Origin of the sequence: Streptomyces sp. NPDC079167, from assembly GCF_040686735.1 — a bacterium.
Classification (GTDB): domain Bacteria; phylum Actinomycetota; class Actinomycetes; order Streptomycetales; family Streptomycetaceae; genus Streptomyces.
In genome coordinates, this window is sequence record NZ_JBFBLO010000020.1 from 116,914 (window position 1) to 131,655 (window position 14,742).

At 70.6% G+C, this 14,742-nt stretch carries 13 protein-coding genes and 1 riboswitch; of the genes, 4 read left to right on the forward strand and 9 right to left on the reverse strand.

Features of this window, described 5'->3' with window-relative positions:
* Window positions 1-24 precede the first annotated feature (24 nt).
* From AB0P41_RS31010 to AB0P41_RS31020, 3 genes are read left to right on the forward strand one after another with little or no spacing between them, the layout of a single operon-like run.
* Entirely contained in the window at window positions 25-837 is an 813-nt protein-coding gene (locus AB0P41_RS31010; protein ID WP_365935449.1) for an STM4013/SEN3800 family hydrolase, read from the forward strand.
* The gene (locus AB0P41_RS31015; protein WP_356717077.1) at window positions 834-2,201 is read left to right on the forward strand and encodes an STM4012 family radical SAM protein; all 1,368 of its coding nucleotides are present in this window, start codon (window positions 834-836) and stop codon (window positions 2,199-2,201) included. Before AB0P41_RS31010 ends, AB0P41_RS31015 begins: the two co-directional genes overlap by 4 nt.
* A 32-nt stretch (window positions 2,202-2,233) precedes the next feature.
* Window positions 2,234-3,151 carry an STM4011 family radical SAM protein gene (locus AB0P41_RS31020; protein WP_365935470.1) on the forward strand — a complete coding sequence of 306 codons (918 nt, stop codon included), beginning with the start codon at window positions 2,234-2,236 and terminating at the stop codon, window positions 3,149-3,151.
* Between the two features lie 22 nt (window positions 3,152-3,173).
* On the opposite strand, the gene AB0P41_RS31025 is transcribed toward AB0P41_RS31020, so the two are convergent.
* Entirely contained in the window at window positions 3,174-4,001 is an 828-nt protein-coding gene (locus AB0P41_RS31025) for an SGNH/GDSL hydrolase family protein (protein WP_356717076.1), read from the reverse strand.
* A gap of 164 nt (window positions 4,002-4,165) precedes the next feature.
* Window positions 4,166-5,080: a LysM peptidoglycan-binding domain-containing M23 family metallopeptidase gene (locus AB0P41_RS31030; protein ID WP_365935452.1), complete on the reverse strand. Its 915-nt coding sequence runs from the start codon at window positions 5,078-5,080 to the stop codon at window positions 4,166-4,168.
* Window positions 5,081-5,082: 2 nt separating this feature from the next.
* Window positions 5,083-5,243, reverse strand: a riboswitch (cyclic di-AMP (ydaO/yuaA leader).
* Window positions 5,244-5,649: 406 nt separating this feature from the next.
* Here AB0P41_RS31030 and AB0P41_RS31035 point away from each other — a divergent pair.
* Complete coding sequence (locus tag AB0P41_RS31035; protein ID WP_365935454.1) at window positions 5,650-6,474, forward strand: tyrosine-protein phosphatase; 825 nt, start codon at window positions 5,650-5,652, stop codon at window positions 6,472-6,474.
* A gap of 9 nt (window positions 6,475-6,483) precedes the next feature.
* Here the strand turns inward: AB0P41_RS31035 and AB0P41_RS31040 are convergent, their stop codons facing one another.
* The 7 genes from AB0P41_RS31040 to shc form a co-directional block, all read right to left on the reverse strand.
* A complete protein-coding gene (locus AB0P41_RS31040) occupies window positions 6,484-6,657 on the reverse strand; it encodes a DUF6126 family protein (protein WP_365935457.1) in 174 nt (57 codons plus the stop codon).
* Between the two features lie 67 nt (window positions 6,658-6,724).
* Window positions 6,725-7,333 carry an XRE family transcriptional regulator gene (locus tag AB0P41_RS31045; protein WP_356717068.1) on the reverse strand — a complete coding sequence of 203 codons (609 nt, stop codon included), beginning with the start codon at window positions 7,331-7,333 and terminating at the stop codon, window positions 6,725-6,727.
* Between the two features lie 57 nt (window positions 7,334-7,390).
* The gene (locus tag AB0P41_RS31050; protein WP_365935459.1) at window positions 7,391-8,785 is read right to left on the reverse strand and encodes an aspartate aminotransferase family protein; all 1,395 of its coding nucleotides are present in this window, start codon (window positions 8,783-8,785) and stop codon (window positions 7,391-7,393) included.
* A complete protein-coding gene (gene dxs, locus AB0P41_RS31055; protein WP_365935460.1) occupies window positions 8,782-10,692 on the reverse strand; it encodes a 1-deoxy-D-xylulose-5-phosphate synthase in 1,911 nt (636 codons plus the stop codon). The genes AB0P41_RS31050 and dxs overlap by 4 nt, the downstream gene beginning before the upstream one ends.
* Before the next feature lie 175 nt (window positions 10,693-10,867).
* A complete protein-coding gene (gene hpnH / locus AB0P41_RS31060; RefSeq protein ID WP_099177424.1) occupies window positions 10,868-11,887 on the reverse strand; it encodes an adenosyl-hopene transferase HpnH in 1,020 nt (339 codons plus the stop codon).
* A gap of 6 nt (window positions 11,888-11,893) precedes the next feature.
* Window positions 11,894-12,553 carry a 1-hydroxy-2-methyl-2-butenyl 4-diphosphate reductase gene (locus tag AB0P41_RS31065; protein ID WP_356717062.1) on the reverse strand — a complete coding sequence of 220 codons (660 nt, stop codon included), beginning with the start codon at window positions 12,551-12,553 and terminating at the stop codon, window positions 11,894-11,896.
* Between the two features lie 4 nt (window positions 12,554-12,557).
* Window positions 12,558-14,570 carry a squalene--hopene cyclase gene (gene shc, locus AB0P41_RS31070; protein WP_365935463.1) on the reverse strand — a complete coding sequence of 671 codons (2,013 nt, stop codon included), beginning with the start codon at window positions 14,568-14,570 and terminating at the stop codon, window positions 12,558-12,560.
* Window positions 14,571-14,742 lie beyond the last annotated feature (172 nt).

Below are 14,742 nucleotides of genomic sequence, written 5' to 3' on the forward strand. Positions count from 1 at the left end.
CCTGCGCCCGCCCCGACTCCCGACATGAACGCGATCGTGGGCAGCCACGATCTCCTTCTCGTCACCCTGGACACCCTGCGGTTCGACGTGGCCGCGGAACTGGCCGCGGCCGGGCGCATCCCTCATCTCGCCCGGCATCTGCCTGGCGGCGCCTGGGAGAAGAGGCATGCGCCGGGCAGCTTCACCTACGCCTCCCACCAGGCGATCTTCGCCGGTTTCCTGCCGACGCCTGCCGCGCCCGGCCCCCACCCGAGGCTGTTCGCCGCACGCTTCGCGGGCAGCGAGTCGACCGCGGACGGCACCTTCGTCCATGAGACCCCCGATCTGCTCTCCGGCCTGGCCGCCGTGGGCTATCGCACGGTGTGCGTCGGCGGCGTCGGTTTCTTCAACCGCCGCCCGCCTCTCGGCTCGGTACTGCCCGGCATGTTCCAGGAGAGCCACTGGGAGCCCGAGTTCGGTGTCGCGTCGCCGACGTCCTTCGAGTCGCAGGTCTCCTGCGCCGAGCAGGTGGTCGCGGGCCTTCCGGAGGACCAGCGGCTGTTCCTCTTCGTGAACGTGTCGGCGCTGCACCAGCCCAACTGGTTCCACCTACCCGGCGCCACCGCCGAGGCGGGTGACTCGATGGCCACGCACGCCGCGGCACTGGAGTACGTGGACCGGCACATCGGGCGCCTCTTCGCGGCGGCGAGCAGCCGACGTCCGTGTTTCGCCATCGTCTGCTCCGACCACGGCACCGCATACGGCGATGACGGCTACACAGGCCACCGGATCGGTCACGAAGCCGTATGGACCGTGCCCTATGCCCACTTCTTCCTCGAACCTGGGGCGTCCCGATGACCGTCTCCGCACACAGCACCAGCCCTTACCTCAGCTACGTCTACGCCTATCCGCACAAGACGGCCTACCGCCCGCTCGGAGACCACCCCGCCGGCCGTCCGCGGCTCAGCGAGCTCTGGGCGGCGGAGCGCAAGGACGCGCTCTCCCTCTACCTCCACATACCGTTCTGCGAGGTCCGCTGCGGCTTCTGCAATCTGTTCACCCGAATCGGTGCCCCCGAGGAGCTGACGACGCGCTACCTCGACGCGCTCGACCGGCAGGCCACCACGGTCAGGGACGCGCTGGGCGACGAGGAGCCGGTGCGCTTCGCCGCCGCAGCGTTCGGCGGCGGCACTCCCACCTTCCTCACCGCCGGAGAGCTGGAGCGCCTCTGTGACATCGCCGAGAAGCGGATGGGCGCCGATCTGAGGGCGGTTCCCCTGTCGGTGGAGACCTCGCCGTCGACGGCGACCGCGGACCGGCTGTCCGTGCTGGCCGACCGGGGCGCCACCCGGATCAGCATCGGTGTGCAGAGCTTCGTGGACGCCGAGGCCCGGGCCGCGGTCCGCCCGCAGCACCGCTCCGAGGTGGAGGCGGCTCTCGGCCGCATCCGCGATGCCCGCGTCCCGGTCCTCAACATCGACCTGATCTACGGCATCGAGGGCCAGTCCGAGGCCAGTTGGCGCACCTCGCTGGACGCCGCCCTGGCCTGGCGCCCGGAGGAGCTCTACCTCTACCCGCTGTACGTGCGCCCGCTGACCGGGCTCGGGCGGCTGGGTGCCGGGGCGGAGACACCGGGAGGCCCGGACAGCGCCTGGGACGAACAGCGGCTGCGGCTGTACCGCGCGGGTCGCGACCATCTGCTGGCCCACGGCTACGAGCAGGTGTCGATGCGCATGTTCCGCCGCGCGGACGCGCCGCACGCGGGCCCCGACGACTACGCGTGCCAGACCGACGGCATGATCGGGCTCGGCTGCGGGGCCCGCTCGTACACCTCCTCCCTGCACTACTCCTTCGACTACGCGGTGGAGATGCGGGAGATCCGGGGCATCATCGACGGCTTCACCACCACCGAGGACTTCTCCCGGGCGGAGGTCGGCCGGTACGTCGACGAGGGCGAGGCGCGCAGGCGCCACCTGCTCCAGTCACTTCTCCAGGCCGAGGGCATGCGGCCCGCCGAGTACCGAGAGCGCTTCGGCACCGGTCCGTACGAGGACTTCCCCGCCGAGCTGGAGCTCTTCTCGGCGCGCGGATGGCTGGACGAGGCATCGGGCCCTGCGCTGCTGCGCCTCTCACCCGAGGGTCTGGCCCATTCCGACGCCCTGGGACCGGAGCTGTTCTCCCCGGCGGTGCGGGCCGCGATGGCCGCCTACGAGGCGAAGTGAACCGGCCGATGAGCGACGCGCCCGCCGCACCCCTGGACCTGACGATCCTCTACCGGGGCCCGCTCGCCTCGTGCGACTACGACTGCCCCTACTGCCCGTTCGCCAAGCGGCGGGACAGCGTCGAGCAGCTCCGGTCCGACCGTGCGGCCCTGGAGCGGTTCACCGGGTGGGCCTCCGCCCAGACCGGTGACCGTCTGTCGGTGCTGTTCACCCCGTGGGGCGAGGGCCTGGTGCGGTCCTGGTACCGGAAGGCGCTCGTCGATCTGTCGCGGCTGGAGCACACCGGCCGGGTGGCCATCCAGACCAACCTCAGCGGCCGTACCGGCTGGCTGGCCGACGCGGACCGCGACAAGGTCGCCCTGTGGTGCACGTACCACCCGGGGCAGACGCCGTACGAGCGGTTTCTCGGCCGGTGCCGGGAGCTGACGGCGCTCGGTGTCCGCTACAGCGTGGGGGTCGTCGGTCTCGACGAGCATCTGGAGGAGGCCCGAAGGCTGCGGTCCGCGCTGCCGCCCGAGGTGTATCTCTGGGTCAACGCAGCGGAGGGGCACACCTACACGGACGAACAGGCGGCCCGCTGGACGGCTCTGGACCCGCTGTTCGCGTACAGCAGGCACCCGCACCGCTCGGCCGGCCTGCCCTGCCGGACCGGTGAGTCGGTGATCTCGGTGGACGGCGAGGGGACGGTGCGGCGCTGTCACTTCGTCCGTGCCGAGCTGGGCAATCTCTATGACGACAGCTATCGGAGCGCGCTCCGCCCGCGCGGCTGCCCGCTCGGTGTCTGCGACTGCCACATCGGCTATGTGCACCTGGAGACGCTGCCGTTGTACGACGTCTTCGCAGGCGGGGTACTGGAGCGGATACCCGCCCGTCCGGTGCGGGAGGCCGCATCGGACGGGCTCGTTCCGCCGGGCCCGGCCCGGCGTCCGCTCCCCCTGGCCGGCCCCTGAGGAGGGGTCACCGGCCGAGCGGTCAGAGCGGCAGCAGGTCTGGGCGCTTGGCCTCGACGTGGTCGCCGGAGGATTCCCCGCGCAGTCGGCGGCCGATCCACGGGACGAGGTATTCACGCGCCCACTGGATGTCGTCGCGGCGGACCTCGAGCGCTCCGCGCTGTGCCTGCGGGGGCCACAGCTGGTCGGGGTCGGCCGGCACCTGGAGGCCGAGGACCTGTGCGGCCCGCAGCGCGACGCGGGTGTGCCCCTCCGCCGAGAGGTGCAGCCGGTCGTTGTCCCATGCCCGCCTGTCCTGCACGGACCGCAGGGACCACAGGTCCAGCACCGGGCAGTCGTAGCGGTCGGCGATGGACCGGACGTGGGCGGTGTACATGGCGATCTTGCCCCGCAGGTGCTTGAGCACGGGGATGCCTCGGGTGTCGAAGCCGGTGGTGACCATGACCGTGCCGACCGCCTGCGTCAGGTCGGCGACCGCACGCTCGAAGCGCTCCGCCACGTCGTCCGGGTCGGAGCCGGGACGGAGGATGTCGTTGCCGCCTGCGCAGAAGCTCACCAGGTCGGGTGCCAGCTGCTTGGCGCGGGGGACCTGCTCCTCGACGATCTGGTCGAGGAGCCGTCCGCGTACGGCGAGATTGGCGTACCGGAAGTTGCCGTGCGTGTCGTCCGCGGGGGCGACCGTCGCGTCGGGGACCGGGAGCTGGTCCGCGAGGAGCACCGCGAGCCGGTCGGCCCAGCCGACGAGGGTCCCGCCGGGGCCGGGGTCTCCGACGCCCTCGGTGAAGCTGTCGCCAATCGCTGCGTACGACCCGATGATGCCTCGTTGTTTGTTTCTCGAATCGTCTGCCACAAGGGCTTATCTTGCACCTTCGATTGTGACCTACGCGACCGTAATAAGGGGTTGACGGGTGGTGAGAAAGACCACCCGGTCAGTTTTTGGTAAAGCCGGAATAAGGAGAGGGGCGGTGCGCAAGCGCGCACCGCCCCTCTCCTTCAGCCCTCGGCCGGCAGGTCTCAGATGGAGACACCGTGCGAGCGCAGGTAGGCGATCGGGTCGACGTCGGAGCCGTAGCTCGGGCCGGTCCGGACCTCGAAGTGGAGGTGCGGGCCGGTGGAGTTGCCGGTGGTGCCGGAGAGGCCGATCTGCTGGCCGCCGGTGACGGTCTGGCCGGCCGAGACCTCGAGCGAGGACAGGTGGGCGTACTGGGAGTACATGCCGTCGCTGTGCTGGATGACGACCTCGTTGCCGTACGAACCGCTCCAGCCCGCGGAGACCACGGTGCCCGGGCCGATGGACCGGACGCTGGTGCCGGAGGCCGCCTGGAAGTCGGAGCCGGTGTGGTAGCCGCTGGACCAGCTGGCGCCCGAGGCGCGGTACTGGGTGGTGACGTTGGCGTTCTCGACCGGGGCGGCCCAGCCGGAGCCGGTGCTCTCCTGAGACGCGGAGGAGTCGGCGGTCTTCGCCGCCGGGGCGGACGTCGCCTCGGCCGGGGCGGCCTTCTTCTCGGCCGGGGCGGCCTTCTTCGCAGCCGACGGGGCGGACTTGGAGGGCGTGGTCTCGGCGGAGCCGGACGCCTTGGCGCCGAGGGTCAGCTTCATGCCCGGGAGGATCAGGCCGGGGTCCTCGCCGACGACGTCGCGGTTGTCCTGGTACAGCTTCTGCCAGCCGCCCTTGATCTTCTGCTCGCCCGCGATCTTCGCCAGGTAGTCACCGGAGACCACCGAGTAGGTCTTCGGGGCGCTCTTCGCGGCCGCCGGGGCGCTGTGCGCGGCGGCGGACTTGGCGGCCGGTGCGGACTGCTCGGCCGCGTGGGCGCCGGTGGCGCCGATCAGCGGGAGGGCGAGAACGGCGCCGCCGGTCCCTGCGGCAAGGACGCCTCGGGAGATCGGGCCGGTCTTCGTACGGCGGTGCTTGCCTTTTGCGGGCATGGGTTTTTCCTCTCCGGCGCCTGCGAGGTGAGCTGTCGGGTTCGGACTGGAGATGTCCGGCCGCGTGGTGCGCGACTTCACCCCGAGCCGTACCGGATCCCTCCGGCCGGCGGCTTACCTGGTTCCCCCGCTCCTGCCACACGTGAGTCGGTGCGGATTCCGGGCGGCGGCAGGATTAGGCGTTCCGTCCGGATTGACCGTGACCGTAAGCGAGCCGGGACGTCGCGAACAAGCCGCGGATTCCGAACCGGAATCCGTGCTTCATTTCCGGCACGGAATTCCCGTCACACTCCGTGGATTACGGATCTTGGCTTTCCGCACGGCGTCCGGAATACCCCCCGGCATCTTCGCCACGCACCGTCACGGATATGATCCCGCTCACCCGCCCCATCCCATCTCCCGTGCAAGCGGGGCATGTTCTGCTAAATACACCAATACGGACATGACGTGATCGCCGTTCTCTCGCGGAGACCAGAACCACGGCAGTTGCCCGATGCAGGCATGTCGTATCGTCGCGGGCGTGCCCCCGTCGGCGAGCGGCGCCGACGCCCGACACTCCAGGAGCCCTTGTGACGCAGCTGCCAGAGGTCCCGCCGGTCGGCCCCGAGCCGACGGACGTCAGCCTGACCGGTGTCCGCAACTTCCGCGACGTCGGCGGGCTTCCGACCGTCGACGGCGGCACCGTGCGGTACGGGCGCCTCTACCGCAGCGGTCACCTCGCCCACGCCACGGAGGCCGACACCGCCTTCCTCGCGGGGCTCGGCCTCCACACGGTCTTCGACTTCCGCAACGCGGCGGACCACAAGCTCGACGGTCTCGACGTGGAGCTGCCCGGCGTCCGGAATGTCAGCATTCCCCTCTCCGACCCGGCGGACGGCGCTGAGTTCTGGCGGCTGGTGCGCGACGGGAACATCCAGCAGCTGCGCTCGATCCTGGCCGACGGCAAGGGGACGGAGCGGATGATCGCCTCGTACCGCTCGATCATCAAGGACCGCACCGCCGAACACAGCCGTGTGCTGCACGCGCTGGCCGAGGACAGCGTGCCGGCGCTGATGCACTGCGCGGCGGGCAAGGACCGGGCGGGCCTGTCGATCGCGGTCTCCCTGCTCGCGGTCGGCGTCGGCAGGGAGGCCATCGAGGCCGACTACCTCAAGTCGAACGACGCGCACCGCCGCTACAAGGTGCGCCGCAGCGACACCTCATCGGCAGGGATGTCCGAAGAGGTGATGGAGCTGCTCAATCCGCTCTTCGGCGCCCAGGCCGAATACCTCGCCGCGGCGTTCGACACCATCGACGAGGTCTGGGGCGGCACGGACCGCTACCTCCGGGAAGGCCTGAAGATCAGCGACGGGACCCGCGCGAAGCTGCGTGAGCGACTCGTCGAGGGTGCGTGACGCCGGCCGTCATCCTTTGCCGGCCACGGTGAAGAGAAGGAAGAGGAAGGCCGCGATGACGTGTCCGGCCACGAGGTAGGCGAAGAGCCGGATCACGACGCCGCGGGGCATCCGCCGCTCCTGCGTGTCCTTGCTCTTCGGCCTGCGCGGGGTGAGCGGGTCGTAATACTCCGAATCGGACATGACAGTCCTCTCTTCCGGCCGCTCGGGCCGGGCTGACGAAGGGGGCGCGCGGTGTGGGTGTGCGGGATCAGAGCCGGTGGATCCCGCTGCCCGGACACAGCTCTGCGACCGGGCTCTGCAGGAGCGTGTGGACGAAGAGCAGCCGCGCCCCACCGGTGTCGGGAGCCGCGATCCGGTGCGGGGTGAGCGAGTCGAAGTGCGCGCTGTCACCCGGATCGAGGTCGTGCACGGTCTCGCCGAGAACGACCCGCAGCCTTCCGTCGAGGACGTAGAGCCATTCCTCTCCTGGGTGGACGCGCACGAGGTCGCCCTCCGCGCCGTACGGGACACGGACGTGCAGCGCCTGCATGGCGCGGCCCGGCCCGCCCGCCTGCCGGTAGAGCCAGCCCCCCGCTTCGGTGGAGCGGGGCGGGCCGCCACGGACGATCGCGTCACGTTCGGGCGGCATCTCGCCCAGAAGCTCGGAGACGGTCGTACCGTAGACCCGGGCGAGGCCGAGCAGCATGGGCAGCGAAGGCTGCCTGCGGCCCGTTTCGAGCCGGGAGAGGTGGGCCGGGGAGAGTCCCGCCCGTCCCGCCGCGCTCTCCAGGGTGAGGCCGCGGTTGCGGCGCAGGTCGCGCAGGCGTGGCGCGACCCCCGGGAGCTCGTCGGCCACCCCTCCGTCAGGAGGATTCATGCCTCCATTGGGCCAGGATTTTTCCTCTGAGGCAAATAATTTGCCTCAGAGGCAACCTCAGCGGTTGGCCACGGCCTGTTTCACCAGTGTCCTGCCGAAGTCCCACATCAGCCCGCCGCCGCTGTGCGCGTCGTCCATGACGGCGGTGAAGGCGGTGACGAATCGGTCGACCTCGGGCTCCCCGATGACCAGCGGCGGGATCAGCTTGATCACTTCCAGGTGGTCACCGGAGACCTGGGTGAGGATCCGGTGTTTCTGGAGCAGCGGCACGACCACCATCTGGGCGAAGAGCCCCTTGCGGGCGGCCTGCAGCATCGTCCAGCGGCTGCGGAGCTTGAGTGAGGAGGGCCGGCCGAACTCGATGCCGATCATCAGCCCCCGGCCGCGCACCTCGTGCAGCAGCTCGTAACGGCCGACGAGCGCGGCGAGCCGCTCGCGCAGCAGATCACCGGTGCGACGGGCGTTCGCGACGGTCTCCTCCTGCTCCATCACCGCGAGGACGGCGAGCCCGGCCGCCATGGCCTGGGCGTTGGAGCCGAAGCTCGCGGAGTGGACGAGGACCCGGTCCATCGAGGAGTAGACACGTTTGAAGATCCAGTCCTTGCCGAGCGTCGCTCCGACCGGGACGTACCCGCCGGAGAGCGCCTTGGCGACACAGAGCAGGTCGGGTTCGACGCCCTCCTCGTGCTGGTACGCGTAGAAGTCACCGGTCCTGCCGAGCCCGGTCTGCACCTCGTCGGCGATGAGCACGGCCTTGTGCCGGTGCAGCAGCTCCTGTGCCTCGCGCAGGAAGCCGGGCGGTGAGGCGTGGACGCCCTTGCCCTGGATCGGCTCCACGACCAGCCCGGCCACGTCGCCACGCTTCAGCTCGCGCCGCAGCGCGTCGAGGTCGCCGAGCGCGATGGCCGTGTCGGGCAGGAGGGGTGCGAACCCGTCGCGGAAGCCCTTCTCGCCGTTGACGGAGAGCGAGCCGGTGGTCAGTCCGTGGAAGGCGTGGTCGCAGTAGAGGATCCGCGGCTTGCCGGTGGCGTAGCGGGCGAACTTCAGCGCGGTCTCGACCGCCTCCGTACCGCTGTTCCCGAAGAACACCCGGTCGAGGTGCGGGCTGTGGGCCAGCAGCTTCTCGGCCAGCAGTCCGGGAAGCGGCTGGCAGTCGAAGCGGGTGAGGTCGGCCAGTGAGGCGTCCAGCACGTCGTGGAGCGCCTTGCGTACGACGGGGTGGTGCCTGCCTAGCCCCATCACGCCGAAGCCGGCGAGCATGTCGAGGTAGTCGTTGCCCTCCGCGTCCCAGAAGTGCGCGCCCTCGGCCCGCTCGTAGACCTTGTCGAAACCGAGGGTGCGGAGCATTCGCGGCAGCTGGTGGTTGAGGTGCCGGGTGTGCAGCTCGTAGCGTTCGGCCCCCCGTTCCTCGATGAGCCGCGTCAGATCGAAGTCCGGCTGTTCGTCCTTCATGCCCCGTCCTCCTTCGGCATGTTCCGCTCTCCCACTGCCGCGCGGCGCTCCAGCGCCGCGCTGATGCTTCCGGCGATCTCCACCGGAGTGAGCCCGATCCGGGCGAGTACCTCACCGCGCCCGGCCTGCGCGAGGAACTGCTCGGGGATGCCGAACGTCCGCAGCGGTACGTCGACGCCGGCGTCCCGCAGGGCCTGCCCGACGGCCCAGCCGACCCCGCCCGACCGGCTGTTGTCCTCGACGACCGCCACCAGCCGGTGCTGCGCCGCGAGCGCGGGCAACTGCTCGTCGACCGGTTTGACCCAGCGCGGGTCGACGACCGTGCAGCGGATTCCTGATCCGGCGAGCAGGTCGGCGGCCTGGAGACAGACCGGGGCGAGCACGCCGACGGCCACCAGCAGGACGTCGGGGCCGGGGGCCAGGTGCAGGACGTCCATCCCGCCGATCCGCCCGACGGCCGCGACCGGCTCCCCCACGGACTCCTTGGGGAACCGGATCACGGTCGGCGCGTCGTCGACGTCGACGGCCTCGCGCAGCTCCTCACGCAGCCGGTCGGCGTCGCGCGGGGCCGCGATCCGCAGACCCGGGACGACCTGGAGCACCGACATGTCCCACATGCCGTTGTGCGAGGGGCCGTCGGCCCCGGTGACGCCGGCCCGGTCCAGCACGAAGGTCACCCCGCACCGGTGGAGGGCGACGTCCATCAGCAGCTGGTCGAAGGCCCGGTTGAGGAAGGTCGCGTAGACGGCGACGACCGGGTGCATGCCTCCGGTGGCCAGCCCCGCCGCGGAGACGGCCGCGTGCTGTTCGGCGATCCCGACGTCCCAGATCCGGTCGGGGAACTCCTCCGCGAAACGGGTCAGCCCGACCGGATGCAGCATCGCCGCGGTGATCGCGACGACGTCCGGACGCTCGGCGCCGATCTCCGCGATCTCGTCGCCGAACACCGATGTCCAGGAGGGCGCGGCGGGCACGACCAGGGGTTCGCAGGTCAGCGGGTCCATCCTGCCGACGGTGTGGAAGCGGTCGGCGTCATCGGCCAGGGCGGGCGCGAAGCCACGTCCCTTCTCGGTGATGCAGTGCACCAGCACCGGGCCGTGGAAGCGCTGGGCCCGGTGCAGCGCGGCCTCCACCGCCGCGGTGTCGTGTCCGTCGACCGGGCCGACATACTTCAGGCCGAGGTCCTCGAACATGCCCTGCGGCGCGAAGGTGTCCTTGAAGCCCTTCTTCGCGCCGTGCAGCGACCCGTACAGGGGCTGGCCGATGACCGGTGTCTGCTGGAGCACCCCCTTGCCCCAGGACAGGAAGCGCTCGTAACCGTCGGTGGTGCGGAGGGTGGCGAGATGGTCGGCGAGCCCGCCGATGGTCGGGGCGTACGAGCGCTCGTTGTCGTTCACCACGATGATCAGCGGGCGGTCCCTGGCCGCGGCGATGTTGTTGAGCGCCTCCCAGGCCATCCCGCCGGTGAGGGCCCCGTCTCCGATGACCGCCACGACGTGGCGCCTGCGGCCCAGCACCTCGTCCGCCTTGGCGAGGCCGTCGGCCCAGCCGAGCACGGTGGAGGCGTGGGAGTTCTCGATGACGTCGTGCTCGGACTCCTCGCGGGAGGGGTAGCCGGAGAGGCCGCCCTCGCCGCGCAGCTTGGAGAAGTCCTGCCGCCCGGTCAGCAGCTTGTGGACGTAACTCTGGTGCCCGGTGTCCCACAGGATCCGGTCCACCGGCGAGTCGAAGACCCGGTGCAGGGCGATGGTGAGTTCGACCACGCCGAGGTTGGGGCCGAGGTGACCGCCGGTCCTCGCGACCGCCCGGATGAGGAACGCCCTGATCTCCTCGGCCAGTTGGCCGAGTTCCGGTCGGCTCAGTGACTTGAGGTCCTGCGGCCCCTTGATGGATTCCAGCAGCGTCACGCCCGCGCCCCTCTCTCTGCTCCTGCTGTCGGCTCACGGTCACGGCGGGGTCCCGGTGGGTCCCGTCCCCCGCACCGGCACGGGTGCGTCCCCCGCCGACCGCCGCCGCCCCGGCCTGGATGCGCCCCGAGGGGCGGCGCACCGCGAGAGGCCGGGCCGGCGGCTTTTCATGACGTCACCGGTTCCCGCCGATCGTCTCCCGTGCCGCTCGCAGGGATTCCTTCAGCGACCCCATGGTGGCGAGCACCGCGGTGGGCTCGTAGCCGCAGTGCGCCATGCAGTTGGCGCAGCGCGGGTCCTTGCCGCGGCCGTACTTGTCCCAGTCGGTGTCCTCGATGAGCTCCCGGTAGGTGGGGACGTACCCGTCGCTCATCAGGTAGCAGGGCCGCTGCCAGCCGAAGAGCGAGTAGTTGGGGATCGCCCAGGCCGTGCAGGGGAAGTCCGCCTTGCCCTCCAGGAAGTCCAGGAAGAGCGGGGAGTGGTTGAGCCTCCACCGGCTGCGGTTGCCTCCCGCGAAGGACTTCTTGAAGAGCTCGCGGGTCTGCTCGACACCCAGGAAGTGCTCCTGGTCGGGGGCCTTCTCGTAGGCGTAGGCGGGCGAGATCATCATCTCGTCGACCTTCATCTCGTCGTTGAGGAAGTTCAGCACCTCGATGACGGTCTGCGGGGTGTCGGTGTTGAAGAAGGTCGAGTTGGTCGTGACCCGGAAGCCGCGCCGCTTGGCCTCCTTCATCGCCTCCACCGCTTCGTCGAAGACGCCTTCCTTGGCGACCGACTCGTCGTGCCGCTCGCGCAGTCCGTCGATGTGCACGGCGAAGGCGAAGTAGGGCGACGGGGTGAACTTGTCGAGCTTCTTACGCATCAGCATGGCATTGGTGCAGAGGAAGACGTATTTCTTCTTCGCCACCAACTGACGCACGATCTCGTCGATCTGCGGGTGCATCAGCGGCTCGCCACCGGCGATGGAGACCATCGGGGCGCCTGATTCGAGCACCGCCCCGACCGCCTGGGCGACCGGCATGCGCTGCTTGAGCACGCCGGCCGGATGCTGGATCTTCCCACAGCCCTCGCACGCCAGATTGCAGGCGAACAAGGGCTCCAGTTCGACGATCAGCGGGAACTTCTCACGCTTGCGGAGCTTCTGTTCGAAGAGATACGTCGCAACCTTGATGGACTGACGGAGCGGCATGGCCATCTGGGCTCACCTCCTGGGGAGCAGCAAAGATCGGTGCCATTCATGGAAAGCCGGAAGGACAGCACGAAGAACACGGAATGCCGATATTCCACCGCGGACCGTGCCGATGCGGACGAGCTCATGCTCCGGAGCGTCCACGACCACCCGTACGGCGGCAACGGGGCGTGGCCCCGTCCGTACGGCGGTGCGGAGGGTGGCGGCGGACTCCATGTCCGCCGCGATGGCGCCGGTGGCCCGGAGCGAGGCACGCTCCGGACCCCGGACCACATGCGCGGAGCCGTTCAGCGGGCCCGTGTGGACGGTGCGTCCGGGCGCCGCCCTGACCAGTGCGTCGACCAGCAGGCCGGTGCCCGTGCAGGGGGTGGTGCCGCCGTGGTCCCGGGTCTCCTCGGCCACCACCAGATCGCCCGGGTGCATGCCGGGTTCCAGGCCGGCGCAGAAGCCGGAGGCGATGACCGCGGCGCCTTGGGCTCCGTCCTGCCCCAGGGCGAGCCGGACGGCGTTCTCCGCGGCCCTGGGGCCCATCCCGGACCTGATGATGCTCACGGGCCCGGGGCCCGGGGCTCCACCCCTCCTTCCGGTGCGCAGGGCGAAGCGCTCGATGCCGAGGGCGCAGGCGATCAGCAGCGGCGTGACGGGGCCGGGCGGCTCCTGTGGAGCCCCCATCGGCTCAGGCCCCCTTGCCGGTGCCCGCGCCGATACCCTCAGCGGTGGCGAAGGGGTCACCGTAGACGTACCGGCCGAGTGCGGTGAGGGGGAACACCTGCCGGTACAGGTGGTAGTTGATGGAGAAGTCCCACGGGAAGCCGGTCCCGGTGAAGTGCGGTTCGTCCCAGGACCCGTCCGGCTGCTGGGTCTCGGACAGCCAGGCGACGCCCCGCTCCACGGGCCTGCTCTCCCGCTCCCCCGCGGCCAGGAGGGCGAGAAGCGCCCACGCGGTCTGGGAGGCGGTCGAGGCACCGTGACCGATCCACTTTTCCTCACGGTAGGACCGCAGGTCCTCGCCCCAGCCTCCGTCGTCGTTCTGGACGGACTTCAGCCATTCGACGGCCCGCCGCACCGAGGAGTGCCCGGCCGGCAGCCCGGCGGCGATGAGCGCGGGCACCACGGAGCCGGTGCCGTAGATGTAGTTGACGCCCCACCGTCCGAACCACGCGCCGCTCGCCTCCTGTTCGGCGAGGAGCCACTCGACTCCGCGGCGGGTACGGGGGTCGTGCGCCCGTCCCTCGACAGCGAGCATCTCCACCACGTGTCCGGTGACATCGGCCGACGGCGGGTCGATGACCTCTCCGAAGTCGCAGAACGGGAGCCGGTTGGGGAACGGACTCGTGTTGTCCGCGTCGAAGGCCCCCCAGGCGCCGTTGCGTGACTGCATGCCGAGGTTCCAGCGCACTCCGCGTGCGATGGCCGCCTCGACCCTGGAGGGGTCGGGGTGTCGGACACGGCGCAGCGCCAGGACGACTTCGGCGGTGTCGTCGATGTCCGGGTAGTTGTCGTTGTGAAATTCGAACGCCCAGCCACCCGGTGCCAGGTCGGGCTTGCGTACGGACCAGTCGCCGGGCCGCACGATCTCCTCGCCGAGCATCCAGTCGGCCGCTCTCACGAGCGCCGGATGGTCGGGGCTCACCCCCGCGTCGGCGAGGGCGATGGTGGCGAGGCAGGTGTCCCAGACCGGGGACTGACATGCCTCGATCATGCGGGCGCCGTCCTCACGCCACACGGCGAACCGGTCGAGCGATTCGAGCCCCGCCCGCATCACCGGATGGTCGAGGTCGTAGCCGAGCAGGTGCAGGGCGATGACGGAGTAGACCGCGGGGGGCTGGATACCGCCCCAGCAGCCGTCGTTCTCCTGGCGTTCGATGATCCAGCGGGCGGCGGCGTTCATGGCGCTGCGCCGCAGCTTGCGCGGGGCCACCTTGTGGTAGAGGTGCAGCGCCTGGTCGAGCCGCTGGAACACTCCGTCCCAACTGGCGGCCGGCGCGGCGGGCTTGGGCGGACTGGGGCACGCAGGGTCGGTGTGCAGCTCGTCCAGGGTGAACGGGGCGGGGCGTACGGGCCGCTTCGCGGACACGATGGTGAGCGGCACGATGGTCTGGCGGGCCCAGCAGCCGAAGTCGTAGATGTTGAGCGGGACCCACTTCGGGAAGAACATCAGCTCGGGCGGGAGTTCGGGCAGGTCGTCCCACTTCCACCAGCCGAAGAGCGCGAGCCAGATCCGGGTGAAGACCCGGGACTCCGCGATGCCGCCCTGCTCCCTGACCCAGCCCGCCGCGCGGATCATGTGGGGGTCGTCCGGGAGATCGCCGGCCAGCCTCAGCGCGACGTACGCCTCGATGGTGGCGGAGAGGTCGGGCGGCCCCTCGTAGAAGGTGTTCCAGGTGCCGTCGCCCATCTGCTCGCCCCGGATGAAGCGGGCGGCGGCCTTGACGGTGTCCGGGTCCTGGATGCCCAGGAACTGACGGAGCAGCAGGTCCTCCGCGTCCATGGTGACGTTGGTGGCGAGGTCTCCCTTCCACCAGCCCTGTTCGTCCTGCCTGCCGAGGAGGTGCTCCACCGAGCGTTCCGCGGCGTGCCGCGCGACGGCCAGGATGTCGTCCGCGGTGTTGGTCGATTCGGTCGGATCGCTGGCCGGGGCCGCGCGGAGGTTCGCGGCCCCGGTGCTTCCGTCGGTCGTCGCTGTCATGGCTTCCCCTTCGTGCAGTCCGGTCCTCTGCTGTGCTGGGGTCTCCGTCGGGGGGGGGCCCCGGGGGGGGCCCCCCGGGGGAGGCCCAGCCACAAAGAAATTGTTTGACCCCCCAGAAGGGGGGCGGGGTGGGGGGGGGCCGCGCGGGGTTCGGGGGGGGGGTGCCGCGGAG

Bases quoted from the DNA above. Each gene is read 5' to 3' on its own strand.
- AB0P41_RS31045 (WP_356717068.1), bottom strand. From the start codon at position 7,333: ATGAATCCTCCTGACGGAGGGGTGGCCGACGAGCTCCCGGGGGTCGCG.
- AB0P41_RS31030 (WP_365935452.1), bottom strand. From the start codon at position 5,080: ATGCCCGCAAAAGGCAAGCACCGCCGTACGAAGACCGGCCCGATCTCC.
- AB0P41_RS31010 (WP_365935449.1), top strand. From the start codon at position 25: ATGAACGCGATCGTGGGCAGCCACGATCTCCTTCTCGTCACCCTGGAC.
- AB0P41_RS31040 (WP_365935457.1), bottom strand. From the start codon at position 6,657: ATGTCCGATTCGGAGTATTACGACCCGCTCACCCCGCGCAGGCCGAAG.
- shc (WP_365935463.1), bottom strand. From the start codon at position 14,570: ATGACAGCGACGACCGACGGAAGCACCGGGGCCGCGAACCTCCGCGCG.
- AB0P41_RS31065 (WP_356717062.1), bottom strand. From the start codon at position 12,553: ATGGGGGCTCCACAGGAGCCGCCCGGCCCCGTCACGCCGCTGCTGATC.
- hpnH (WP_099177424.1), bottom strand. From the start codon at position 11,887: ATGGCCATGCCGCTCCGTCAGTCCATCAAGGTTGCGACGTATCTCTTC.
- AB0P41_RS31050 (WP_365935459.1), bottom strand. From the start codon at position 8,785: ATGAAGGACGAACAGCCGGACTTCGATCTGACGCGGCTCATCGAGGAA.
- AB0P41_RS31015 (WP_356717077.1), top strand. From the start codon at position 834: ATGACCGTCTCCGCACACAGCACCAGCCCTTACCTCAGCTACGTCTAC.